General features: G+C 72.0%; 21 protein-coding genes. 13 read left to right on the top strand and 8 right to left on the bottom strand.

The window, feature by feature from the left end:
* The 4 genes from AB0M73_RS34410 to AB0M73_RS34395 all read left to right on the top strand — a co-directional run bounded on the left by AB0M73_RS34410 (position 1) and on the right by AB0M73_RS34395 (position 4,113).
* Entirely contained in the window at positions 1-876 is an 876-nt protein-coding gene (locus AB0M73_RS34410) for a neutral zinc metallopeptidase (protein ID WP_052395156.1), read from the top strand.
* Positions 873-2,045 carry a neutral zinc metallopeptidase gene (locus AB0M73_RS34405; protein ID WP_363899746.1) on the top strand — a complete coding sequence of 391 codons (1,173 nt, stop codon included), beginning with the start codon at positions 873-875 and terminating at the stop codon, positions 2,043-2,045. Before AB0M73_RS34410 ends, AB0M73_RS34405 begins: the two co-directional genes overlap by 4 nt.
* A 351-nt stretch (positions 2,046-2,396) precedes the next feature.
* On the top strand, positions 2,397-3,356 hold the full coding sequence (locus tag AB0M73_RS34400; protein WP_363899744.1) for a neutral zinc metallopeptidase: 960 nt from the start codon (positions 2,397-2,399) through the stop codon (positions 3,354-3,356).
* 16 nt (positions 3,357-3,372) lie between these two features.
* Positions 3,373-4,113, top strand: a complete 741-nt coding sequence (locus AB0M73_RS34395; RefSeq protein WP_363899741.1) for a maleylpyruvate isomerase family mycothiol-dependent enzyme — start codon at positions 3,373-3,375, stop codon at positions 4,111-4,113.
* On the opposite strand, the gene AB0M73_RS34390 is transcribed toward AB0M73_RS34395, so the two are convergent.
* Complete coding sequence (locus tag AB0M73_RS34390) at positions 4,110-4,787, bottom strand: hypothetical protein (protein ID WP_363899738.1); 678 nt, start codon at positions 4,785-4,787, stop codon at positions 4,110-4,112. The two genes, AB0M73_RS34395 and AB0M73_RS34390, sit on opposite strands and share 4 nt — an antisense overlap.
* 145 nt (positions 4,788-4,932) lie before the next feature.
* Between AB0M73_RS34390 and AB0M73_RS34385 the strand changes: the two genes are divergently transcribed.
* The 3 genes from AB0M73_RS34385 (at position 4,933) to AB0M73_RS34375 (ending at position 9,900) form a co-directional block, all read left to right on the top strand.
* A complete protein-coding gene (locus AB0M73_RS34385) occupies positions 4,933-5,607 on the top strand; it encodes a response regulator transcription factor (protein ID WP_363899735.1) in 675 nt (224 codons plus the stop codon).
* Positions 5,604-6,944 (top strand): HAMP domain-containing sensor histidine kinase, encoded by a 1,341-nt coding sequence (locus tag AB0M73_RS34380; protein ID WP_363899732.1) that lies wholly within the window; start codon positions 5,604-5,606, stop codon positions 6,942-6,944. The genes AB0M73_RS34385 and AB0M73_RS34380 overlap by 4 nt, the downstream gene beginning before the upstream one ends.
* Before the next feature lie 118 nt (positions 6,945-7,062).
* Positions 7,063-9,900 carry a right-handed parallel beta-helix repeat-containing protein gene (locus AB0M73_RS34375; RefSeq protein ID WP_363899729.1) on the top strand — a complete coding sequence of 946 codons (2,838 nt, stop codon included), beginning with the start codon at positions 7,063-7,065 and terminating at the stop codon, positions 9,898-9,900.
* Between the two features lie 36 nt (positions 9,901-9,936).
* Here the strand turns inward: AB0M73_RS34375 and AB0M73_RS34370 are convergent, their stop codons facing one another.
* The 3 genes from AB0M73_RS34370 to AB0M73_RS34360 are packed head-to-tail and all read right to left on the bottom strand — an operon-like array spanning position 9,937 to position 16,771.
* Positions 9,937-13,980 carry a TIGR02680 family protein gene (locus AB0M73_RS34370; protein ID WP_363899727.1) on the bottom strand — a complete coding sequence of 1,348 codons (4,044 nt, stop codon included), beginning with the start codon at positions 13,978-13,980 and terminating at the stop codon, positions 9,937-9,939.
* On the bottom strand, positions 13,977-15,218 hold the full coding sequence (locus AB0M73_RS34365) for a TIGR02678 family protein (protein WP_363899724.1): 1,242 nt from the start codon (positions 15,216-15,218) through the stop codon (positions 13,977-13,979). Before AB0M73_RS34365 ends, AB0M73_RS34370 begins: the two co-directional genes overlap by 4 nt.
* Complete coding sequence (locus AB0M73_RS34360) at positions 15,215-16,771, bottom strand: DUF2397 domain-containing protein (RefSeq protein WP_232240884.1); 1,557 nt, start codon at positions 16,769-16,771, stop codon at positions 15,215-15,217. Before AB0M73_RS34360 ends, AB0M73_RS34365 begins: the two co-directional genes overlap by 4 nt.
* 116 nt (positions 16,772-16,887) lie before the next feature.
* Here AB0M73_RS34360 and AB0M73_RS34355 point away from each other — a divergent pair, with 116 nt between their 5' ends.
* The 3 genes from AB0M73_RS34355 to AB0M73_RS34345 all read left to right on the top strand — a co-directional run bounded on the left by AB0M73_RS34355 (position 16,888) and on the right by AB0M73_RS34345 (position 19,045).
* The gene (locus tag AB0M73_RS34355; protein WP_363899720.1) at positions 16,888-17,835 is read left to right on the top strand and encodes a cobalamin biosynthesis protein; all 948 of its coding nucleotides are present in this window, start codon (positions 16,888-16,890) and stop codon (positions 17,833-17,835) included.
* Positions 17,836-17,921: 86 nt separating this feature from the next.
* Positions 17,922-18,662 carry a DddA-like double-stranded DNA deaminase toxin gene (locus AB0M73_RS34350; RefSeq protein WP_363899717.1) on the top strand — a complete coding sequence of 247 codons (741 nt, stop codon included), beginning with the start codon at positions 17,922-17,924 and terminating at the stop codon, positions 18,660-18,662.
* Positions 18,650-19,045 (top strand): Imm1 family immunity protein, encoded by a 396-nt coding sequence (locus AB0M73_RS34345; protein ID WP_363899714.1) that lies wholly within the window; start codon positions 18,650-18,652, stop codon positions 19,043-19,045. The genes AB0M73_RS34350 and AB0M73_RS34345 overlap by 13 nt, the downstream gene beginning before the upstream one ends.
* Before the next feature lie 4 nt (positions 19,046-19,049).
* Here AB0M73_RS34345 and AB0M73_RS34340 read toward each other — a convergent pair whose 3' ends face one another.
* The 4 genes from AB0M73_RS34340 to AB0M73_RS34325 are packed head-to-tail and all read right to left on the bottom strand — an operon-like array spanning position 19,050 to position 21,747.
* Entirely contained in the window at positions 19,050-19,889 is an 840-nt protein-coding gene (locus tag AB0M73_RS34340; RefSeq protein WP_363899711.1) for an SURF1 family cytochrome oxidase biogenesis protein, read from the bottom strand.
* A 16-nt stretch (positions 19,890-19,905) separates the two neighbouring features.
* Positions 19,906-20,457 (bottom strand): DUF1349 domain-containing protein, encoded by a 552-nt coding sequence (locus AB0M73_RS34335; protein WP_363899709.1) that lies wholly within the window; start codon positions 20,455-20,457, stop codon positions 19,906-19,908.
* Positions 20,458-20,467: 10 nt separating this feature from the next.
* Positions 20,468-21,295 (bottom strand): fructosamine kinase family protein, encoded by an 828-nt coding sequence (locus tag AB0M73_RS34330; protein WP_363899706.1) that lies wholly within the window; start codon positions 21,293-21,295, stop codon positions 20,468-20,470.
* Positions 21,292-21,747 carry a low molecular weight protein-tyrosine-phosphatase gene (locus tag AB0M73_RS34325; protein WP_363899801.1) on the bottom strand — a complete coding sequence of 152 codons (456 nt, stop codon included), beginning with the start codon at positions 21,745-21,747 and terminating at the stop codon, positions 21,292-21,294. Before AB0M73_RS34325 ends, AB0M73_RS34330 begins: the two co-directional genes overlap by 4 nt.
* Before the next feature lie 22 nt (positions 21,748-21,769).
* Between AB0M73_RS34325 and cobC the strand changes: the two genes are divergently transcribed.
* From cobC to AB0M73_RS34310, 3 genes are read left to right on the top strand one after another with little or no spacing between them, the layout of a single operon-like run.
* On the top strand, positions 21,770-22,816 hold the full coding sequence (gene cobC, locus AB0M73_RS34320) for an Rv2231c family pyridoxal phosphate-dependent protein CobC (protein ID WP_363899703.1): 1,047 nt from the start codon (positions 21,770-21,772) through the stop codon (positions 22,814-22,816).
* Positions 22,813-23,664 carry a Nif3-like dinuclear metal center hexameric protein gene (locus AB0M73_RS34315; protein ID WP_363899700.1) on the top strand — a complete coding sequence of 284 codons (852 nt, stop codon included), beginning with the start codon at positions 22,813-22,815 and terminating at the stop codon, positions 23,662-23,664. The genes cobC and AB0M73_RS34315 overlap by 4 nt, the downstream gene beginning before the upstream one ends.
* A complete protein-coding gene (locus AB0M73_RS34310; protein WP_043718977.1) occupies positions 23,661-24,398 on the top strand; it encodes a C4-type zinc ribbon domain-containing protein in 738 nt (245 codons plus the stop codon). Before AB0M73_RS34315 ends, AB0M73_RS34310 begins: the two co-directional genes overlap by 4 nt.

Below are 24,398 nucleotides of genomic sequence, written 5' to 3'. Positions count from 1 at the left end.
ATGGACAACCGGGGCGCGTTCGACCTTCTTGCGAGTGGTGCTCCGGTTCGGATTCCACAGCGGACATCGGCGCAGCGCTACATCTCGCTCGCTGCGCTGGGTCTGGTGCTGCTGCTGGTGTTCGGCGTCGACTACCTGCGCCCCACGGAAGCGATCGCCGGTGCCGCGCAGGCGGAACCGCCGCGGCCGGTCGTTGCGCTCGCGACCAATCCGCTGCTGACCTACACGGCGTCGCTGGCCACGGGCACGTGCACGCTGCCCAAGTTCGGCCGCGCGTCCGAGGAGTTGCGCGCGTACCTGACAGCCGAGCTCACGTGCCTCGACGCCGCGTGGAAGCCGGTCGTCACCGCGTTGGACATGCCGTTCCAGCCCACGAAACTGACCATGGACGACAGTTCCGGCTCGTGCCGCTCACGCGGCGACGGCACGCCCGTGGCGTTCTACTGCGGCGCGGACAACGAGTTACACATGCCCCTGGAGTCCGTGCTCGACGGCACGGACGGCATCCCGGCCGTGGTGCTCGGCGTGCTGGCCCACGAGTACGGGCACCACGTGCAGGACATGAGCGGCATCCTGCTGGCCGAGTCACGCCGTGAGGCGAGCGCCGGTCGCGACACGGATGCCGGGTGGGAGCTTTCTCGGCGGTTAGAGCTGCAGGCGAACTGCTTCGCCGGTATGTTCCTCGCCAGCGTTGCCGGCCACGGCTCGGTCAGCCGGTCCATGGCCGGCGACGGCGCCGCCGCGTTCGCCGACGGTGGTGGCGAGAAGGACCACGGCACCGCGGCGCACCAGGGCCGGTGGGCGCAGATCGGGTACGAGCAGAACAAGACGGCCGCGTGCAACACGTGGGCCGCGCCGCAGGGGGACGTCAGTTGAATCCGTGGAACTCCGGCAATGTTCCGCCGCAGAATCCGTTGCCGCCGCCGCTGCCCAGCCAGTACCCGCAGCCCAGTCCGTACCCGCCGCCCATGCAGCCGCCGCCGAACCCGTACTACGGCCAGCAGCCGCCGCCCAGCTACAACCCGTACGCGATGCCGCCGGCGCGGCCCGTCATGCCGCCGCCGCTGTCTGCACACGGAGCGCCAGCGCGGGCCCACGGGCCGGTGGGACCGCCGCAGCAGTTCTCGCCCTACCCGCCTCCGCCGCCGAGGCGGCCGTCGCGGCGCCCGTTCGTCACGCTGTTCCTGATCGGGCTCGTGGTGCTGGGTGTCGCCGTGATCGGGCTGAGCGGGCACGGCCGCAGCCGGCAGCGCGCCACGCCGTCGCCCACCAACCTGCCTACCTCCGTGCCGACGAACTCGCCCGGCACCGGCGGCGGTGGCGGCACCGAAGACGGCGTGGACAAGCTGGGCGACAACCCGCTGTTCACGGCCCAGGGGCCGACCTCCGTGACGTGCACGCTGCCGCGCTGGCAGTCGGTGTCGTCGGCGTCGAACGCGTACTTCACCGCGGCGTTGCCGTGCCTGGACCGGGCGTGGCAGCCCGTGCTCCAGTCCGTGAAGCTGCCGTTCCATGAGCCGAAGCTGGCCTTCCCCAGCGGCAAGACGTGGAGCAGCCCCTGCGGCTCGGTGTCGCAGGAGGAGGCCGCGGCGTTCTACTGCAACGGCGACCAGACCCTGTACATGCCGATCTCCGGCCTGCAGACCGACGAGATCGGCAACCGCCCCGGCGCGTACCTCGCGGTGTTCGCGCACGAGTACGGCCACTTCGTGCAGGACCTCAGCGGCGTGCTCACGGCCGCGCACAAGCAGGAGTACAACGGCGTCGACCCGGACAGCCCCGCCGCCCTTGAGGTGTCGCGCCGCATCGAGTTGCAGGCGCAGTGCTTCTCCGGGCTGTTCCTGGCCGCCGCGGCCGGGCACGGCTCCGTCGACAACACCGTCGCGCGGGACGCCCAGAACACGCAGGACCGTGGCGACCAGCCCGGCGAGCGCCGCGACCACGGCACCAGCGAGCACGCGTCGGCGTGGTGGACCCAGGGCTTCGTGAAGAAGACGGTCGCGCAGTGCAACACGTGGGTGGCCAGCAGCTCCGACGTGCAGTGACCGACCGAGGGGGAGAACTGCCGTGACTGAGCTTGCGGGGTCACCATTGAGCACAGGGACCTGGGTCGCAGACCCGCCGAGCGCTAGCGAGGGCCCGTGACCCAGCCGCCCGGTTGGCAGCCCGGTTATGGCGGCATGCCGCCGGCGCGCCCGCTGCCGCCGCCGGTGCCCAGCCCGTATCCGAACAGCCCGTATCCGACCGGGCCGTACGCGCCGGCTTATCCGCCGCCACCGATCACCCCGCCGCCGGTGAACTGGTCGGCGGCATCCGTCGTACCACCAGTGATGCCGCCACCAACGAGCACTTGGCACGGCCAGCCGCCACCAAGGCGACCTTCGCGCGGGCCTCTCGTGGCCATCGTGTTGGTGGGCGTGGTCCTCGTCGGGGTGGCGGCGATCGGCCTGAGCCAGCTGGGTCGGTCCAAGCCCACGGCCCACTCCGACAACACGCCGACCATGACGTACACGCCCGAGGCGACCACCACCACGTCTCCCACGCACACCACCACGCGCCGGACCACGACCACGCCGCTGCCGACGACCAGCCGGCGGACGACGTCCCGGCCGCCGGCCACGACCACCCAGCCGGTCGGGCCGCAGCCGGTGGCCAAGCTGGCCGACAACCCGTTGTTCGAGGTCGGCGGCCTGCCCGCGACGACGTGCAAGCTCTCGCGCTGGACCACCGATCCGGCCGGCGCCGAGCGGTTCTTCCGCAGCGCGGTGCTCTGCTTGGATGCCGCCTGGTCGCCCGTGATGAAGGCCGCCGGCCTGCCGTTCTTCGCCGCCGACCTCGCCTTCCCCGACGGCGGCACGTGGAACAGCCCGTGCGGCTCCGAGACCGCCGCCAGCGGCCGTGTCGCCGCGTTCTACTGCCCGACCAACAACACGATCTACATGCCCTTCGCCGCCATCCAGACCGACCTGTACGGCGCGCACCCCGGCGTCTACCTGGCGCTGTTCGCCCACGAGTACGGGCACCACGTGCAGGACATGGCCGGCCTCGACCTGGCCTACGGCCGGGAGACCAACAACGCGGCCAACGACGACGTCCGCCAGGAGCTGTCCCGGCGGTTCGAGCTCCAGGCCCAGTGCTTCTCCGGCATGTTCCTGGCCGCCACCTCCGGCCGCGGCGACATCGACGGCAACATCACCCACGAGGCCCAGACCACCCAGCAGCGCGGCGACCACCTCGGCCCGCCGCGCGACCACGGCTCCGACGAGCACGCCGTCGGCTGGTGGACCTCCGGCTTCCAGCGCAACAGCCTCGCCCAGTGCAACACCTGGTTGGCCAGCTCCGCCGACGTCGCCTGAGTGGCAGGCTCGCGGCATGGAGACTCGCGAGTGGATCGCCGCCGTGGGCGGGCAGGGCGAGCGGATGGCCGCCGCGGCCGAGCAGGCGGGGCTGGACGCCCCCGTGCCGACCTGCCCGGACTGGGTCGTGCGTGACCTGCTGCTGCACACCGGCCGGGTGCACCGGTGGGCGGCGACGTTCGTCGGCGAGGCGCGGACCGAGCCCGTCGCCTTCCCCGAGTTGCACGCCGTCGCCGGCGACCTGCCCGACAACGGCGCGATCGCCTGGTTCCGCGACGGCGTGACCCGGCTGGTCGACGTCCTCACCGACGCGCCCGCGGATCTCGACTGCTGGAAGTTCCTGCGGTCCGCGCCGTCGGGCCTGGTGTTCTGGGCCCGTCGGCAGGCCCACGAGACCACGATCCACAGCGTCGACGCCGAGGCCGCCGCCGGGCTGCCCTCGCCCATCCCGTCCTCGCTCGCCGCCGACGGCGTGGACGAGATGCTGTGCGGCCTGCTGCCCCGCAACCGTGGGCTGCACGCCGAGGAGGAGCGGTCCGCGCTGGTCAGCGCCACCGACACCGGCGACCACTGGCTGGTCCGCTACGGCCTGGAGCGCCCGTCGGGCGTGCGGGTGGAGTCGCCGGTGGAGGCCGACAGCACCGTCGCCGGCACGGCGGCCGAGCTGTACCTGTCGCTCTGGAACCGCGGTCCCTGGGGCGGCCTCACCGCCGACGACGGCCTGGCGTCGTTGTGGACGGACAACGTCCGGATCTAGGGGTGCGGGCTGGGCTCGACGTTCTCCTCGGCCGGGTCGTCCTCGCCGGCCGGATCCTCCTCGTCGTCGAGGGCCTCGGGTTCCTGCTCCTCGGCCTGCTCGGAGTACATCGGCTCGGGGTACGCCGGCTCCGGAAAAACCGGCTCCGGGAAGGCCGGTTCCGGGTACACCTGCTCCGGGAAGGCGGGCTCGGGGAAGGCGGGCGGCTCCGCGGCGCCGACCACCGGCGCGGGAGCGGCTGTTTTCGGAGCTGGCCGGTATCGAATGAGGTACGCGTACAGCGCGCCGGCCACGGCGCTCAGGCAGAGCAGCACGGCGGTCAGCCGGCCGTCGCGGTTGCCGGCGACCTGCGAGGCGTCTGCGGCGTGCGCGCTGAGCTGGCCGTTGTCGGTGGTGACGACGACATCGAGAGCGGTGCCCTTGGCCTGGCCGCAGCCGTCCAGCGGAGCCTGCTTCCTGGCCCCGTCGACGGTGAACTCGACAGTGTCGTGGGCGTTGCCGCTGCCGCACTGGGCCGAAGTGACCACCGTGGCCTTGGTGTGGACGGCCGAGGGCGCCTCGGTGTCGGGGAAGCCGAGCGTCGGCCACCACACGAGCACCGCCGCACCGATCCCGACCAGCCCGATGACCAGCAGGATCAGCACCCATCGCACCTGGGTCTGCCGAGCCGCCACGCGACCATCGTCCCAGACGGGCGGCCGCGCGGCACCCACGCCGTCGGGTTGGGGGAGTGAGCTGCGTCCCGCCACGACCTGAGCGGAGCCTGAAACGTCGGCCAGCCGCCACCTGCGCGGCCGCCGGGACCAGCAGAATGGGCCTGTGTCGGTCGCCCGGATCTTGATCGTCGAGGACACCGAGGCGATTCGCGCCGCGGTGCGCTCCGCCCTGCGTGACAGCGGCTACGAGGTGCTGGCCCGGCCGGACGGCCGTGAGGTGGAGGCCGACCTCGCCCAGTTCCGGCCGGACCTGGTGGTGCTGGACATCATGCTGCCCGGCCGGGACGGCTTCCAGCTGCTGGAGGTGATCCGCCGGGCCAGCAACGCCGGCGTGGTCATGCTGACCGCCCGCGACGGCGTGCCCGATCGGCTGCGCGGTCTGGAGGCCGGTGCCGACGACTACGTGCTCAAACCCTTCGTGCTGGCCGAGCTCGTGGCCCGCGTCGGCGCCGTGCTGCGGCGGCTGGGCCGCACGCCGTCGGCCGTGCAGATCGGCGACCTGCTCGTCGACGCCGACTCCGGCGTCGTGCTCTACTCCGGCGCGACCGTCGACGTCACGGCCACCGAGCTGCGGCTGCTCTGCTACCTCGCGGCGCAGCGCGGCCGTGTCGTCAGCAAGACGCAGATCCTGACCAGCGTCTGGGGGTACGAGGACTACGACCCCAACCTGGTCGAGGTGCACGTCAGCTCCCTGCGCCGCAAGCTTGAAGCCCACGGGCCCCGGCTGCTGCACACGGTCCGCGGGCTCGGCTACGTGCTGCGGGTCGGTACCGCGTGAAGAGCGGCTCGCTGCGGCTGCGGGTCACGCTGTCGGTCACCATCGCGCTGGCCGCCGTGCTGATCGGGCTGGTCGTCGTGGTGGACGCGCTGTTCGGCCGGCAGACCGTGCAGGACCAGAACAACCTGATCCGGGACCGCGTGCAGCTGGCCAACCAGCTGGAGAAGCAGCGCCTACAACCCGAGCAGCTGTACGCGCGGCTGTCGCTGGGCGGCTACATCTTCGTGCGGATCACCGAGCCCAGCGGCGCCGCGTTCGGCTCCAAGCCGCCCCCGGCGGCCGCGCCGGCCTCCCGCACCGTCACCTATCGCAATGGCACCCGGATCACCATCTACGCCGACTCCGAGACGCGACAGCAGGCCAACCTGCGCCGGCTGCTGCTCATCGTCGGCATCGCCGCGCTGGTCATCACCGCCGTGGGGCTGATCTTCCTGGTGCGGTTCGCGCTGCGGCCGCTGGACCACATGGCCACGCTCGCCCGCTCCATCGCCGCCGGCAACCGCGGTCGACGGCTCGCGCCCGCCCGCACCGACACCGAGCTGGGCCGCACCGCCGCCGCCTTCGACAGCATGCTCGACGAGCTGGAGGGCGCCGAGCAGCAGGCCCGCCGCGCCGAGTCCCGGACCCGGCAGTTCGTCGCCGACGCCGCCCACGAGCTGCGCACGCCCGTCGCCGGCTTGCAGGCCGTGGCCGAGTCCGTGCTCCAGCAGAACCCGGAGACCGATCCCGAGGAACGGGAGCGGATGCTGCTGCTGCTCGTCCGCGAGTCCCGCCGGGCCGGCCGCCTCGTCGACGACCTGCTGGCCCTGGCCCGCATCGACGCCGGTCTCGACCTCCAGCACGAGCCCGTCGACCTGCGCCACCTCGCCGACGCCGAGGCCGACCGCACCCGGGTGCTCGCCCCCGAGCTCGCCGTCTCCGTCGACGGCCCGTCCGTCGTCGTCACCGGCGATCCCCAGCGCCTCGCCCAGGTCCTGGCCAACCTGATGAACAACGCCCGCCAGGCCACCGGCGGCTCCGGCGGCATCGCCCTCACCGTCGGCGCTTCCGCCGGCTACGCCCAGCTCCTCGTCGTCGACGACGGTCCTGGCATCGCCGAGGCCGACCGTGAGCGCATCTTCGACCGCCTCGTCCGCCTCGACGAGGCCCGCGCCAGCTCCTCCGGAGGCTCCGGCCTCGGCCTGCCCATCGCCCGTGGCATCTGCCGCGCCCACGGCGGCGACCTCCGCTGCGAGGCCCCGCCGCCCGGCCACACCGGCGCCGTCTTCCGCATCTCGCTGCCGCTGCTGTCCAGCGCCGACGCCCCGACCGTCGCCTTCCCGGTGCCGACGCCTTGACCTGCGTAAAAGCCGCATTCACGACATTTTTTCCGTAGTAACGGTCAACGGTTCCCGGTCGATACCGAGGCAGGAATGGTGTGCCCACCGCGGGCACCGCATTAGGGGGATCGACCGAATGCCAAGACGTCTCGTGACGTCGGCGGTGACGCTCGCGCTCATCAGCGCGGCCTTTGTCGCCATCGCCGCACCCGCCGGCGCCGCCGGAACCGACCTGTACGTGGACCGCTCCAAGGCGGCCTGCCTCGACACCGGCCCCGGCAGCCAGCTCCAGCCGTTCTGCACCATCCAGGCCGCCGCGAACGTCGTCTCGCCCGGCCAGACCGTGCACATCGGCTACGGCCAGTACGCCCCGGTGACCATCACCAGGTCGGGCACGCCCGACGCGCCGATCACCTTCGTCGGCAACCCGTCGGGCACGTTCATCGGCCTGTCCGACCAGGGCGTGTTCTCGCCGCGGGCGGTCACGGTCAGCGGCGCGCACGACGTCGTCCTGACCAAGCTCAGGACCTACGCCACCGAGGCCGCCGTCGTGGTCGACCACTCCGACCACGTCGCCGTCGACGGCAACTACATCAGCGGCAGCGCGGTGGCCCCGAACGCCAAGCCCGGCATCGGCGTCGACCTGGTCAACGGCAGCGGCCCGGTCATCATCAGCCGCAACAACATCCTGAACTGGGGCACGGCCGGCGTCGCCGTCGCGCCCGGCGTCACCGGCGCGACGGTCACCACCAACCTCATCCGGTATAACTTCGCGCCCGGCGTCGTCGCCACCGACGCCCCGGGCACCGTCGTCACGAGCAACACGGTGATCGACAACTGCGTCTCCGGCATCACGCTGGCCGGCTCGTCCACCGGTGCCACCGTCGAGAACAACCTGGTGCACAACAACCACAATGTCCTCGACGGCCAGGCCAACTGCGGGCCCTCGGACACGACCGGGGAGCTCGTGGTGGCCGCCGGCTCCACCGAGCACACCGTCGTCGACCACAACCTGGTCAACACCGCGCAGTCCGACGCCCTGTACAGCTGGGGCGGCACCGCGTACTCGACGCCGGCGGCCTTCACCGCCGCCTCGGGCCAGGGCGCGCACGACATCAACGCCGACCCGAAGCTCGGGCTGGGCGACGACCCCACGCTGACCGAGGGATCGCCGGCGATCGACTCCGCCGACCCGGCGGCGCCGGGCGAGCTGGCCACCGACCAGGTCGGCGCGGCCAGGGTCGACGACCCGCTGGCGGCCAACGCCGGGACGGGCTTCGCCGACCGAGGGGCCTTCGAGTTCCAGGACCCGTTCAAGATCACCCGGGTCACGGCCACGCCGCGCGAGGGCCCCGCCCCGCTGCCGGCGACCGTCACGGGCACGATCGACAACCCGTGGTCGACGCCGGTGCGGTACACGATCGCCTTCGGCGACGGCAGCGCCCCGGTCACCACCGACACGCCGACCGCCCAGCACACCTACACCCGCGTGTTCGACCCGATCCCCGACGGCGATTTCGGTTACCGCGCAACGGTGACGGCCACGCTGCAGGGCGGCGCGACGCGCCTCGGGACCGACTACGTCCGGGTCAACGCGCCGGCGCCGGCCGTCGCCAAGCTGGGGGTGCGGCAGGTCGGTCCGCTCATGGTCGGCGTGGATTCCTTCGGCACGACCGATCCGTGGGAGGTCACCGGGGAGGACTACGACTTCGGCGACGGCAGCCCGGTGGTGAAGAACCCGAACACCACCACCTTCCGGCACACCTACGCGACGCCCGGCAGCTACACGGTCAAGCTGACCATCCACGACACCAATGGCGGCACGGCCGAGACCACGCAACAGATCAGCGTGGGCAGCGCCTACTACCCGGCCGGGCCGCAGCGCCTGCTGGACACGCGTGACGGCGGCGGCCCGCTCGGCGCCGGCGGCCAGACGGCCGTGCGGGTGACCGGCGTGCAGGGCGTGCCGGCCACCGGCGTCACGGCTGTCGTGCTGAACGTGACGGCCACGGACACCACCGATAGCAGCTTCCTGTCGGTCTTTCCCAGTGGTAGCCCCAATCCCGGCACATCGAACCTGAACTTCACGGCGGGTCAGACCGTGCCGAATCTGGTGACGGTGCCGGTCGGTCCGGACGGCAAGGTGGTGGTGGCCAACCATTCCGGCTCGGCCGACGTCATCGTCGACCTGGAGGGCTACTACCGCGCCACGCCGGCGGAGGAGACCGGCAGCTTCCTGCACACCGTGCAGCCGCAGCGCGTGGCCGACACTCGCGACGGCACCGGCGGCGTGCCGATCCAGCAGATCGGCGCCAACCGGGACCTACATGTGTCGCTCAGCGGCGTCGGCCGTGACACGCCGTCGGACGCCAAGGCAGTGGTGTTGAACGTGACGGTGACCAACCCGACCGCCGACAGCTTCCTCACCGTCCACCCGGACGGCGGCCCCCTGCCGACGGCGTCCAACCTGAACTACCGCGCCGGCCAGACCGTGTCGAACCTGGTGATCGTGCCGATGTCGGCCAACGGCGTGGTGGCGTTCCACAACTTCGCCGGCAGCGCCGATGTCGTCGTCGACATCGCGGGCTACTTCATCGCGGGGCCCAACGGTTTCACCCAGACGACGGCGTTCACGCCCGTCGCCCCCTCCCGCCTGGTCGACACCCGTGACAACGCGACGACCCTCGGTCCCAACGCCACCCTCGGCCTCAAGGTCGCCGGCGTCGGCTCCGTGCCGGGCAACGCCAAGTCCGTGGTGCTCAACGTGACTGTGGTCAACGGCACCGCGAACAGCTTCCTGACGGTGTTCCCGGGCGGCACAGACCGGCCAGGCACGTCGAACCTGAACTTCGGTCCGGGGCAGGTGACCCAGGGCCAGGTGATCGTGCCGATCGGCCCGGACGGCACGGTCGACTTCTACAACCTGGCCGGCTCGGTCGATGTGGTGGCCGACGTGTTCGGGTACTTCGCGTAGGACCGGGGTGGGGGCCGGGAGGCCCCCACCCTGCTTTTACGGGTCCTCGCGGTCCAGGCCCGCGCCGTCCCAGGTGGTGTGCGTGCAGGCGACACCACGGCCGTTCTTGGGCCGCAGCACGTCGTAGATGTGCATACGCGGGATCTTCGACGACACGCCCCAGCCGCTGGGCCAGGTGATCACCCAGTCCATGTCGAGGTCGACGAGCAGCCCCAGCATGCGGGCGATCGTCGGGTCGTCGAGACGTTCGAAGGCCTCGTCGAGCAGCACCAGCCGCAGCGGGGCCTCCTCGCCGCCGCTGCTGACGGCGTCGTAGAACGAGGCGGCGGCGGCGAAGAGCGTCACGTACGACACGAGCCGCGTCTCGCCGGAGGACAGCTGCCGCAGGCGCCGCACCCGGGGCTTGCCGTCGGGCCCGGAGTCGCGGACGCGGACGGTGAACGAGTACCAGGTGCGGTAGTCCAGGGCCCGCGCCAGAATTTCGGCGTAGCCGCTGGAATGCGTGTCCCGCTCGGCTTCGATCCGCTCGGTGATGACCTGCCGCAGCAGGTCGTCCTGCTCGGACGTCCGGTCGGCCAGCGGGGTCCGCACCAGCTCCAGGGCCTGCTTGGTCCGCTCGTCCAGGGCCGCCGACGGCCGCCACTCCAGTTGGACGTGCACGCCCTGGCTCGATCGGGCCTGGTCGAGCACGTCGTTCATCCGCCGGCACAGGTCCTCGGCGACCTCGATCTGGCCGCGCAGCCGCTCGGCCAGGTCCCGGATCAGGTAGTCGGCGAAGATCGACTGGTACCGCTCGCCGAGGAAGCCCCGCTGCTCGGCCAGCCGCTGCGACACCCGCAACGCGGCGTCGGCCACCGGCCGGGGCCCGTCCTCCCCGGTGACGGTCACGGTGAGCACGCCGCCAGCCGTCTCGGCCCCGATGTCGTGCGTGCCGGCCAGGGACGTCTGCAACACCTGGAGCTTGCCGATCACCGTGCCCTCGGTGGATCCCTTGCGGTCGGCGGCCCCGTCGATCAACGCCAGCGCACCGTCCACATCGGACGGAGCGTCGACCTCGGGGAACGCCGCCGACCAGATGCCCGGGGCGGCCAGGGCCTGCTCGAACGCCTCCACCGCGCCCGAGGCGTCGATCTCGCGGCCGGTCAGCTGGGCTCTTTTGGTCTCCAGCAACGTTTCCAGCTTCGTCGCCTGCTCACGCAGCTCGACGACCTTCTCCCGGGACTGCGGCAGCTGCTTGCGCACCGACCGCCGCTCCGCGTCCAACGCCGACAGCTGCCGCGAGACCTCCTCGGCCTCGCCACCGATCGCCGAACTCAGCTCGGCCAACCCGTGCGACCGGTCCGCGTACTCGACGCACAGGGCATCGGCCGACGACTCCGCCTCGCTCCGGTCGGTCAGCGCCGCGTGGTGGTGCTGCATGGCGTCGATCAGGTCGATGACCGTCCGCGCGCACCGTCCGGCCAAGGCCTCGGCCAGCTGCTCGGCGGCGACCCGCGCCTCCGACGCCGCCCGGTTCGCTCGATCGAGTGCTTCCGTGTCGACGGTGTCGCCCAGGCCGATGCCGGCCTCGGACGCCGACTGCACCAGCTCGGCCCGCGCCGCATGCCACCGCTCGTCGCTGGCCTGGTGCTCGGCCCGCAGGTCGTAGGCCCGCTGCTCCGCCTCGTCGGCCGACTCACGGGCGCTGGTCAGCTTGGCGTGGGCGGAGATCAGCTCGCCGTCGTCCGGGAACGCCTCGACGTGCTGCTCCCACTCGCCGGCGGCCGCCCTGGCCTGGTCGCACATGCGCTCCGCGTCGGCCAGCTCGATGTGCAGCCGCTCGACCGCCGAGCTCAGCTCCGCCAGCCGCCGCTGACGCGCCGCCTCCCGAGCGCCCGTGCCGACGAACTCCGCCACCGGCTTCGCCTGCGCCCCGCACAGGACGCCGGCCCGCCACGCGCCGCCGGTCGACAGCACCAGCCCGGGCGTCTCCGTCGCCGCCGGGTCGTTGTCGACACCCACGGCCGCCAGCAGCTTGGCCACGACCTCGGCCGGCACCGGGCACCCCGGCTCCGCCGCCGGAATCAGCACGTCGGCCAGTGTCCGACCGGCCGCCGCCGGGCCGGCCAGGGCGATCACCTCGGCCAGCTCCGTGTCGGAGACCCGGCCGGTCGCGGACACCCGGGCCGTCAGCAGCCCGCTCGCCTGCAGCGCCGCCTCCAGGCCCGCCTGCTCGGCCTCCGGCAGCGTCGGCACGAAGTCGACCAACCGGTGGAACGCCGACGGACCCGACTGCTCGTCAGAGCCGCCGGACCGCAGCGCGACAACCTCGGCCTCGTACTGGGTGATCGTCGCCCGCAGGTCGTCCAGCCGTTGCTCGGTGCCCACGACGCGCTGCCGCAGCTCGTGCGACTTCGGCGCCGCCCACTGCCGCACGCTGTCCCGGGCCGCCCGCGCCGCGCCCCGATCCTCCGTCAACCGCTGCGCGGTCGGCGGCTGCGGCCCATCCTCGGCAGCCCACCGCCGTGCCTGCTCACGCCACACATCCACGGCCGTCGCCAGTTGCTGACCGGCCTCGTTGCGACGCCCAGCGCCCTCCGTGGCGGTCAGCTGCGCCTGCCGCGCCGCGCGGTGCAGCTCCTCGACGTCACGCAGCTGACGATCCGAGGCCAGCGCCCGCTCGTGCAGCGACAGCGTCAAAGCGTTGCGCCGCCGGGCTTCCGTCGCGACCTGCTCGGCCTGCCGGCCGGCGTCGCTCAACGTGTCCAACAGCGACTGCGGATCGATCGCCGGCAGCAGCCGCCGGTCGATCGTCAGCGGCTCGGCCTCCGGATCCGGCTTGGCCCGAACCCGATCCTGCGCCACCTGTGCGTCGGTCGGCGGCATCGGCGGCACCTTGGGGCACAGCTCCCCGTCGAGACCGGCGATCATCAGCCGCTCACGGGCGTGCCCGGCCAGCTCGTCGGCACTGTCGATGTCCAGTCCGAGCCGGCGCAGCACCGCCAACACCGAGTCGACGGCCCGGTCCTCCTGCGCCCGCTGCCGGCCGGCGGTGTCCAGCGCCGCCTCGGCCGCCGACCGCGACCGGGCCACCAGCTGCTCGCGGTCCTGGAGATCCCGCATCCCGCGGTACGCCGGCAGCTCCTTCAACGCCTCGATCCGCGCGTCGAGCTGGCTGTCCCGAGCCTCCTGCTCGGAGACCGCCTGCTCGGCGGTGACCCGCCCATCCCGTGCCGAGCCGAGCTTGCGCTCCAACGACTCCAGCTCGGAACCCAGCGACAGCAGGCTCTTACGACTGGAGACCACCTTGTCGCCGAAGCCGCGCAGGCCGGCCAGGGCGTAGCCGGAGTAGGTGCCGAGGAACGCCGTCAGCGCCGAGTCGGCCGTGGTCAGCCGGGTGATGTTCTCCCGGATCGACTCCAGGTCGTCGAACGAGGTGGCCAGGCCCTCGACCATGGCCGAGTCCAGCGGCGGCAGCGCGTCCGAGAGGATCTGCTCCAGCTGGCCTTCCAGGACCTTCAGGCCGACGTCCGGGTTGCGCAGTGTGCGTTGCAGGTGCAGCAGGTCGGAGTAGCGGGCGGCCGGCACGCCGTAGACCGACTCGGCCACCTTGGCCCGGAACGCCGCGTCCTCGAACATGCAGTCCGCGCCGATCAGGTCCCGCAGCTGCGCGGGCCCGATCGGCACCCGGTCCGGCCCGGCCAACCGCAGGTCCTTGCCCACCCGCGCCGACGTGACGAACCGCCACGAGTCGGTGATCTGCTGCGAGGTCTTGGACGCCTTCACGCCCAGGCCGCAGGTCAGGTACTCGTCCTCGCCGCGCCGCAGCTCGATCCACGCGTAGCCGATCCGGTTCGGGCCGCCGTCGTAGTCGTCCAGCATGAGCCGCCGGATGCTGACCGTGTCGAAGCCCTTCGAGCCCAGCTGCCGCAGGTCCCCGTCCAGGCACAGCGGCAGCAGCAGCTCCAGCGTGCGCGACTTGCCGGAGCCGTTGGTGCCCTGGAAGATCGCCCGCCCGCCGGAGAAGTCGAAGACCTGCTCGGCGTACTGCCACACGTTGACGATGCCACCGCGGTGCAGCGTCCAACGCTGTGTGCTCACTGCTCACCTTCTCCATCGAACAAGGACCAGCCGGGCTCTTCGGGTTCGGCCGGCGGTGGCGGCGGGGCGCTGCGCGCCGGCGTGTCGTCCGGCTGCGGCGCCCAGCGGTGCGCGGTCGGCGCGACGAGCCAGCCGTCGACCGGGTCTTCCACCGCCAATCCCATACGCACCAACAGGTCCAGCACATCGTTGGTGAGCCGGTCGAGGTCGTCGGTGGCCTGCCGCGACCATGCTGCCGGATAGTCCTCGACGAGCTGCGCGCAGATCACGCGGACCTGGCCGTACGTCACGGGATGCCGCCCGTCCGGGCGCGGCTCGGGCGGCTCGACGTCGTCGGCGAACAGCTCCGGATCCGGGTCGGCGATCAGCTCCGGCAGCGCCAGCAGCGCGATCCGGGCGACCGTGCCCGACCCGGGGAACAGCACGTCGGTGAGGTAGTCCTCGGGGTCGGTGACCGCGACGCCCTCCAGCCGCGTCTCGGTGACCAGCCCGAAGTTGCGTTCCAGCAGGCTCGATTCGCGCCGTTGGTTGCGCCGCAGCCACTCCATGTGCTCGGGCGGCAGATCGGTCTGGAGCACCACCGGATTCTCGACGAGCTTGCGCCGCACGGCATGCTCGGCGCCGCGGGGGCCGGGCCGGGCGGCCAGCTCGATGAGGTGACCGGGGCCGGTCGCCTCCAACAGCGGGCCGGACAGCAGCTGGCCGAGCAGATCGGTGTCGATGGTGATCAGCGCCTCGGCCGGACCCTCGGTGCCCCACGGCGCGACGGTGCCCTCGGTCTCCGTGATCACGCCCAGCGCCAGCAGATGCCGCAGCGCCGCCGTCAGCGCTCGGCGGTCCGGGAGGTCGTCCGTGATGGCCACGCCGGCCTCGACCGCCGCCGCCCGCACGTCCGTGACCAGCCGGGACAACAGCACCTGCCGGCCGACGCCGGTCAGCGCCGCGATCGTCAACGCGAAGTAGGTGTAGCCACGCGGGGACAGCGTCGGCTCGCCCCGGGTCGGGTCCACGCCCGGCCCCGGCTTGTACAGGCGGGCGAAGCGCCGCTCCACCACGAGCCGGTACGCCAGCAGCCCGGCGAACAGGTCCTGCAAGGTGGTGCGATGCCGGTAGACCAGCGGTAGCAGATCGCCATCTGGTCCGTCGGCACGCAACAAAGGCCGCCTTAGCAGCACGCGTGCGCAGCGGACCACGTTGGCCGCGTCGATGTCGGAGAGGCCGTCGAGCACGTCTTTCATGCGCCGGCCTCCAGCGCGACCGAGGCGTTGTGCAGGGTCAGCGTTCCGCCCGCGGTCTTGATGGTCGTCGTCCGGCCTTCCTCGGGAGTGACGGTGAGCTTCAGCCCGCGCACCGGGTCGGCCGCCGCGCCGACGTCCTCGGCCCGCTCGCGCTGGGCCATCGCCATCGTCAACAGCTCGCACAACACGTCGAGGGCGCCATGGGACAGCCGGCTCTCCTCGATCGTCGGCGCCGCCTCGACCAGCTCGGTCACCGCCTCCGAGCGCTTCTTGTCCACGGCGCGGGCGTCGGCCAGCAGCGCCTGCTCGGTGATCGGGTCGTCGACGATCCGCGACGTCCGGCCCCGGGCGCCGCGGTCACCCCGGCTGCGGACACTCACCGTCACATCGAGCACGGGACCGTCACGCCATGGGGTGTGTTCGTCGTCACCGTCGTGCTCCGGCGACGGCAGCAGATTGCGGGCCGAATAGAGCCCGAACGCGGCGGCGTAGAGCGAGTGCGCCTGGTCCGCGGTCGCCCCGTCGAACCAGCCGGCCAGCTTCAGCAGCTCGGCCCGGCGACCCGGCAGCAGCCCGCCGCCCGAGGTCGCCCGCTTCACGCTCGCCAGCAGCGAGCCGATCGCGCGACCGGTCGCCTCCCGTAGCGCCGTCACCTGACTGGGTCGACCCGGACGGTCGACGAACCAGTCGGTCAGGTCCTGCCAGTCGGCGATGGTCCGGCCGCGTGAGCGTTCGATGGCCAGGTCTTCGGACCCCAGCGCGTTGGCCGGGCCCAGCAGCCGCAGCAGCTCGCCGCGGCCCCGCGCCAGCTGCCCCAGCGACTCCGCGATGGCCGGCGTGTGCCGCAGCACGTCCTCCACGACCATCTGGATGTACTCGACCAGCAGGTTGCGGAACCCGGAGATCTCGTCCGGGGCCAGATGGTGCCGCGTGACGATCTGGCCCAGGTAGGCGTAGAAGTCGCGCACCGTCACCGCGAGCTCGGCGTGCTGGAGGAACAGCGTCGTGACCTGCTCGGCCAGCGCCTCCCGGGCCCGCTTCGCGCCCGGCCCGCCCTCGGTGAACACCGCGTCCGACAACGACTTGCCCAGGGCGCCCAGGCCGCGCTCGATGGCCGGCAGCAGCTCCCGGGACACCTCCCGCGCGCCTTCCGGCACCCGCAGCAGCTCGTCCACGTCCCGCTGGACCCGCACCGCCAGCTTGCTGACCTGGTAGCGCACGCTGCCGTGCTGGAACTCGGCGATGCTGGCCGCGATCACCTCGCGCCGCCCCGGCACCAGGTTGCCCCACTCCACCAGCTGCTTGAGCCGCGCGATCACCGTCTCGATCCGGGACTCGCCCGGGTCGATCAGCCCCTCCCGCTCGGCCGCCGCCAGCTTGGCCGCCACCTCGCCGGCCGACAGGTCGGCCAGCAGCGTCGAGGCGAACAGGCGCATCGTCGTCAGATAGGTGCGATGGTGCTCGCGGGGCTGGAGGTACGCGTACAGCAGCAGCCGGCGATCGGTCGACTCCGCGCCCACGAGGGTGTCCTGGACGTGCTGCTCCTGCTCCACGGTCGGCCACATTAACCGGCCCGCGCCCGGCCGCTGAGCCACCTGTCGCCGAAAGGGTGATGAGCGGGCGATAACGTCTTCGACCTGACGAGGCGGGAAACACGGGGGTCTGCGGAGTGAACGCTGCCAGGGCGGTCGGCCTGCTGCTCGGAACGGCGGCCGACGCGGTGTTCGGCGACCCGAGGCGATGGCACCCCGTCGCCGCCTTCGGGACCACCGCCGCCGCGCTGGAACGGGCCGTCTACCGCGACCACAAGATCCCCGGCGTTGTGCACAGTGCCCTGCTCACCGGGGGTGCGGTCGCGGCCGGCATCGCCGTCGAGCGGCTCGGTCGGCGTCGGCCCCTCGTGCAGGTCGCCACCACCGCGCTCGCCACCTGGGTCGTGCTCGGCGGCGCCTCCCTGGCCACCGAGGGCACCGCCATGGGCCGCGAGCTCGACGCCAGCGACATCGCCGCCGCCCGTGAGCGGCTGCCAAACCTTTGCGGACGCGAACCCTCCAGCCTGGACGCCGCCGGGCTGGCCCGGGCCACCGTCGAGTCCGTGGCCGAGAACACCTCCGACGCCGTCGTCGCCCCCCTGTTCTGGGGCGCCGTGGCCGGCGTGCCCGGCCTGCTCGGCTACCGCGCCGCCAACACCCTCGACGCCATGGTCGGGCACCGCTCCGCCCGCTATGCCAAGTTCGGCTGGGCCGCCGCCCGCCTCGACGACCTGGCCAACCTCGTCCCCTCCCGCCTCGCCGCCGTGCTCACCGCCGCCGGCGCCCCCGTCGTCGGCGGCTCCGCCCGCAGCGCCTGGCAGACCTGGCGCCGCGACGCCTCCGCCCACCCCAGCCCCAACGCCGGCCAGGTCGAGGCCGCCTTCGCCGGCGCCCTGGAGATCCGCCTCGGCGGCCGCACCGTCTACTCCCACGGCACCGAGGAGCGCCCCGTCCTCGGCCACGGCCGCAGCCCCGACGCCGGCCACGTCACCCGAGCGGTGGAACTTTCCCGCGTCGTCGGCGCCTCCGCCTCCGCCGTCTCCGCCCTCCTGGCCCTCACCATCGGCCTCCGCCGCCGTCGCTGAACGCCGGAGAAGTGATTCGCCAAGCAGTTGACGCCCGATCGGCGGTTCGGTCTGCTGGGGGCGGCAGCGAGCATTGGCGGTGGTTGGTGGCGTCCATCGACGAGGTCGGCAGACTGGTTCGCGGTGCCCTTGAACAGTTGCCGCAGCAAGGAGTCGCTGGTGCCGTTGACGCCTTGGACACAGCCAGCGCCACTGTTCGGGAGACCGTCGCCGGGAGCAACAACACCGCGGCCACGGAGTTGGTCGACAGCTTTCGACAGGCCACAAGCCTGACCCGTGATGTGCAGGAGCAGGTGCGTCTCCTTCAGTCGAAGATACGGGCGTACCTCGATCGACTCGGCGGTTCCGGGACGTCATCGCCACCAGCGCGACGTCAAAAAGCCGGTGATCGGCCTCGACGGGGCAAGCGGCTGTCCGCTGCCGAGGTGTCCGAGCTTGCGGAGAGCTTGCCGCCGCCAGTGCCTGATCCCAACGTCGAAGGCAACAAGACACACGGCGTGTGGCTTGATGAAGAAGGAAACAGGCACCGTGTGGTCAGCGGTCGTGACGACGATGCCACGGAAGCATGGCGACTGCTGAAAGCTCAGGGAATTCCGCTTCGAGCTCCGGCCGCTCGGGTATCTGACGTTGAACAAAAGGTCGCCGCGCGTATGGCGCGGGAGGAATGCGTGTCGATGGACATCTTGATAAACAATGTTCCGTGTGAGGGTCCTTACGGGTGTGACTCGCTCGTGCCGGTTATTTTGCCGGCGGGATACGCTCTCACTGTTTACGGCCCGAACTACAAGAAGACTTTCCGGGGAGGGGCGACGCCATGGTGGCGCTAGAGGTGTGGTACCGGCACGCGGCCGATGGCGAAGCAAGCCCGCTCGTGGTGGAGACAGCGACGCAGCTTGACGAACTGGTCGACCGTATCCTCGATGAAACCGTGAGCAATCGGGTTCCGGTGATGGTTCAAGTGGCGGTGGCCGGTGACTGGAAGCGCGGTGTCATGGAAGTCGGTCTCGGTCACGACCAGGGCTTCATCGTCTTTCAGACCGCGGATGGCGGAAGCACCAAAGGCGCTGGCAGTCCTGAGGATTTTGTTGAATACGTCTATATGGGCAGCCTGAGTGAGGTGCCGGCTGACGTCGAGGTACCAATTCAGATGGTGCGGCGTGGGTTGCGGGAGTTCCTTGAAACCGGCACGCGGCCGTCCGTCGTCCAGTGATTTCTCAGCCCTTGGCGGCGGCCTGTTCGCGTTCGAGGGCCTCGTCCTCGGCGAGGATCTCGGCAACGGACTTGCGCTTGGGCTTGGCGGGCTTGTCGGTGTTGTCGAGGGCGCCGCCGGGGCGGGCCTCGCGCCAGGTGAAGTAGCCCCAGCCGAACAGGGCCATGGAGCCGAAGATGAGCCACTGGATGGCGTACGAGAAGTAGGGGCCGTCGTCGAGCTGGGGCAGGGGGATGGCGCCGCCGGCGACGACGCCGGGCTGGTTCTGGTCGAGCTGGTAGTAGCCGGGGTCGAGGCGGACGCCGGTGGCGGTGGCGACGGTGGCGGCGTTGATGGAGTAGATCTGCCGCTTGCCGGTGTCGAGGAAGCTGGGGCGCTTGTCGGCGGGCTCGTCGTCCTGGGCACGGGCGGTGATGGTGACCTGGCCGGTGGGCGGCGCGAGGTAGGTGGGCACGGAGCGGCCGGCCTGGGGCGCCTCGTGGCCGCGGTCGACGAGGACGGTGCGGCCGTCGGTCAACCGGAACGGGGTGACGATCTCGAAGGCGGGCTCGCCCTGCACGGTCCGCAGCCGGGCCATGGTCTCGCCGGCCGGCTCGTAGCGGCCGGTCATGGTGACCAGCCGCCACACGGCCTGCCCGGACGGCTCGACGCCGGCCGGGACGAGCGAGTCCAGCGGCACGGGCTTGCTGGTGAAGGAGGAGGTCAGGGCGGAGTTCTGGGCCTGCTGGTCGGCGTTGCGGCTGAACTGCCACGGGGCCAGCACCGCGTAGCACGCGGCGGTGAACACGAACACCACCAGCGTGAGCAGGAGCCAGTTGGGCTGGAGCAGGAACCGGAACCGCACGACCCCACGGTATGCCTCACCCGGTGGTGAGCTCCAACCGGTCGAAGGCGACGGTGTAGCCGGGGCCGTCCGGGGAGGCGCACATCACGCCGGCCAGGGTGGGCACGGCCGGCGGGTAGTAGGCCAGGCGCAGCATGACGGTGGGCTCGTCCTCGCCGACGCCGTAGCGCACGGTCACGGTGTCGCCGGTCCGCTCGATCTCGATGGAGACCTGGTCGACGGTCTCGATCGGGGTGACGGACCAGTCGGACAAGCCACGGGTGACGACGACGCTGGCGTTCTGCCGGCCGTCGACGTACTCGATGCCGGTCTTGACCCAGTTCTCCTCGTCGATGCGCACCATGGCGCCGGCCTGGTCGTACTGGTGCGTGTAGGCCCCGGCGAACCGGGTCCGCAGCCGGAAGTCGCCGCTCACCTCGCGGGCCAGCACGTGCCCGTTGTCGCGGACGAATCCGTAGTGCGTGGTGCGCCAGAAGTCGGTGCTCGGGTCGGTGCGCACGGTCAGCGCGTCGCCCGCCGACCATGACCTGGGTTCGTTCAGCCACTGCCATCCGGTCACGTCGATCATGCCGCGATCCTCACAGCTGAAGGGCCTGCCGCGCAGCACTCACGGCCTGATGTGTGTACGAATGGCCGAACAGCTCGACGTGCACCAGCAGCGGGAAGAGCTGGTGCAGCGGGATCCGCCGCTGCCAGCCGGTGGCCAACGGCGACACCGACTGGTAGCCGCGAAGCACCTGGTCCAGGTGCGGACACCCGAACAGGTGCAGCATCGCCAGATCGGTCTCGCGGTGCCCGCCGTGGGCCGCCGGATCGATCAGCCACACCCGGCCGTCGGCCGCCCAGTGCACGTTGCCGCTCCACAGGTCCCCGTGCAGTCGGGACGGCGGCTCCTCCGGTCCGGCCAGCTCCTCGATGCGCGCACAGACCTGTTCAAAAACGCCCTTTTCGGCGGCGCTCAGAGCAGTGGCCCGCGATAGGTACGGCGCGATCCGGTGCTCCGCGTACCAGCCGGGCCAGCCGGCCTCCGACGCGTAATCCATTGCCGCCAGCCCGATCCAGCCCGACGGCGGGGCCCCGGGCGGAGCCTCCCCGAAAGCGTTTGCCCCCGAGGCGTGCAGCGCGGCCAGCTGACGTCCGAACCGCTCCGCCGCTGCGGGTGAAGCGGGGCCAGGCTCGATCTGCTCGATCACCAGCCAGCGGGAGTCGTGCCCGCGCACGCCAGGCACCGGCACCGAGCCCGATTCGGCCAGCCATTCCAGGCCGGCCGCCTCGGCCTCGGCCCCCTCGGTGCGCTTGGCGACGACCAGATCCCCGTCGGCCAGCTCGACCTCCCACACCGACGACGACAACCCGTGCACGGAGACCGGCTCAAGACCGGTGATCTCCGCCACGGCCTCCGTCACAGATTGTCGCGAACCCATGTCATCAATCCGGGTGTTGCGGCCTCGACCATGGCCAGCACCTCCTCGAAGCCGTCCTGGTCGCCGTAGTACGGGTCCGGCACGTCGAGGTCCTCGCCGGCGTCCGGGTCGAACGAGCGCAGCAGCCGCACCCGCTCCGGGGCGTCGGCGACGCGCCGCACCGTCCGCGCGTGCCCGCTGTCCAGCGCGACCAGCAGATCCGCGCCGAGATGCCGGTTGTCGACCTGGGCGGCGACGTGGTCGGTCGGGTACCCGTGCCGCGCCAGCGTCCGTCGCGCCCGCTCGTCGGCCGGCTCGCCGACGTGCCACGGGCCGGTGCCGGCGCTGTTCACCTCGACGACGTCGGCCAGACCCTCCCGCCGCAGGTGCTCGCGGAAGACCAACTCGGCCATGGGGGACCGGCAGATGTTGCCGGTGCAGATGAAGCTGACCATCACCCCCTTAGACTTCCACGCGATGACCAGCCAATCGATCTCGCGTGCGCTCCTGCGCCACCACGGGGACGTCGACGCCGAGCCTGGTCTGGTCGACTACGCCGTCAACGTGCGGCTGGCCCGCCCGCCGGGCTGGCTGCGCGACCGGCTCGCCGCCGCGCTCGACCGGATCGGCGGCTATCCGTCCGCCGCCGATCACGCCGCGGCCGTGCGGGCGGTCGCCGACCGTCACGGACAACCACACGATCGGGTGCTTCTGCTGAACGGCTCGGCCGAGGGCTTTGCCCTGCTGCCGCAGCTGCGCCCGAAGCTGGCGGCCGTCGTGCATCCGTCGTTCACGGAGCCCGAGGTGGCGCTGACCGACGCCGGCGTCCCCGTGCACCGCGTCCAGCTGTCGCCCGAGGACGGCTATCGGCTGCACCCGGGCGACGTGCCGGAGAACGCCGACCTGGTTGTCGTCGGCAACCCGACCAACCCGACCTCGGTGCTGCATCCCGCCGCCGACCTGGTGGCGCTGGCCAGGCCCGGCCGCACGGTCGTCGTCGACGAGGCGTTCATCGACGCCGTTCCCGGCGAGCGCGAATCGCTGTCCGGCAGCGACGCCGACGGCCTGCTGGTCTTCCGCAGCCTGACCAAGATGTGGGCGCTTCCCGGCCTGCGCGCCGGCTACGTGATCGGCGCGCCGGATCTGCTCGCGCGGCTGGCCGCGCACCGGCCGCAGTGGCCGGTCGGCACGCTTGCGCTAGAAGCCTTCCGCGCGTGCAGCGAACCGCCCGCCCTGGCCGAGGCCGAGCGGGCCGCCGCCGAGTTCGAGACGAATCGAGCCGAGCTGATCCGCGCGCTGAACGACCTGCCGGGAGTTCACGTCAACGAACCGGCATCGGCCCCGTTCCTGTTGCTGACCGTCAAAGACGGGCTGTCCATCAGGACCACCCTCCGCGAACGCGGCCTTGCCGTGCGGCGCTGCGACACCTTCCCCGGGCTCGACGCCGACCACCTCCGGATCGCCGTCCGCACGCCCGAACAGTCCGAGCCCCTCCTGACCGCCCTGCGTGAGGTACTGGCATGACCACGACCGTTGGGGACGTCGTCACCGCGCTGGAACGCGCCTATCCGCCGGAGTTCGCCGAGTCCTGGGACGCCGTCGGCCTCGTCTGCGGCGATCCGGCCGAACCGGTGCGGCGCGTGCTGTTCTGCGTCGACGTCGTCGAGGCGACGGTCAATCAGGCGCTGGACGAAGACGCGCAGATGATCGTCGCCCACCACCCGCTGATGCTGCGTGGCGTGCACGGCGTCCCGGCCGACACTCCCAAGGGCCGCATCGTGCACCGGCTCATCCGGGCCGGCGTCGCGCTGTTCTGCGCCCACACCAACGCCGACTCCGCCGATCCCGGCGTCTCCGACGCGTTCGCCGCGGCCCTCGGCCTGACCGTCGAGCGGCCCCTCGACCCACGCGAACCCGGCAGCAGCACCGGCATCGGCCGCATCGGAATACTGCCCGCCGCCGAGCCGTTCTCCGTGTTCGTGCAGCGGGTCGCCGACGCGTTGCCGGCCACCGAGTGGGGCGTGCGCGCAGCCGGCGACCCGGACCGGATGATCCACACGGTGGCCGTTTCCGGTGGCGCCGGCGATTCCTACCTCGGGCACGCCACCCGGGCCGGCGTGGACGCCTACGTCACCGCCGACCTGCGCCACCACCCGGCCGGCGAGCACCTCGAACCCGGCGCCGACCAGCCCGCGCTGGTCGACGTCGCCCACTGGGCCAGCGAATGGCCCTGGTGCCAGCAGGCCGCGGACGTCGTGTCCGCCGCCCTGCCGGGTACCGTCGACACCTTCGTCTCCACCCGCCGGACGGACCCCTGGACTCTGCACGCGCGGAGCAGCGACCGGCACGATCCTCAAGGGGGCACCCAGTGAAAGCTGACGCCAATGTCCAGCGCAGGCTGCTCGATCTCGCCGAGGTCGACGCCGAGCTGAGCCGGGTGAACCACCGCAGGCGCACGCTGCCCGAGCTGGCCGAGATCACCGGGGCCGAGCAGTCCGTGCAGGCCAAGCGGGACGCGCTGGTGGCCGTCGAGACCTCGCTGGGCGACCTGGACCGCGAGGTGCGCCGCCAGGAGCTCGAGATCGAGCAGGTCCGGGCCCGCGAGGACCGGGACCGCAAGCTGATGGCCGACGGCAACGTCAGCTCCAAGCAGCTGTCCGACCTTGAGCACGAGCTGGCCACGCTCCAGCGGCGTCAGGGCGTGCTGGAGGACGACCTGCTGGAGCTGATGGAGCGCCGCGAGGCGGTCGACGGCGACACCAACCACTCCCGCGTCGAGCTGGAGAAGGCCCAGGCCGCGCTGTCCGACGCGCAGGGCCGCCGCGACACCGCGCTGGCCGACCTGGACAGCACGGAGTCCAAGCGGGTCGCCGAGCGCGAGATCATGGTCAAGGGCTTCGCCGCCGACCTGCTCGGCCTGTACGAGCGGGTGCGCAAGCAGCGCGGCATCGGCGCGGGCCTGCTGCGGGGCCGCCGCTGCGGCGCGTGCCGGATCGAGATCGACCGCACCACCATGTCGACGATCAAGGCGGCCGCCGCCGACGATGTCGTGACCTGCGACGAGTGCGGGGCCATCCTCGTGCGGACCGCGGAGTCCGGCCTGTGA

The sequence above is a fragment of the Kutzneria sp. NPDC051319 genome, from assembly GCF_040682195.1.
GTDB lineage: Bacteria > Actinomycetota > Actinomycetes > Mycobacteriales > Pseudonocardiaceae > Kutzneria.
Note: the sequence above shows the minus strand (reverse complement) of the source record. Positions and strands in the feature narration are given on the sequence as shown.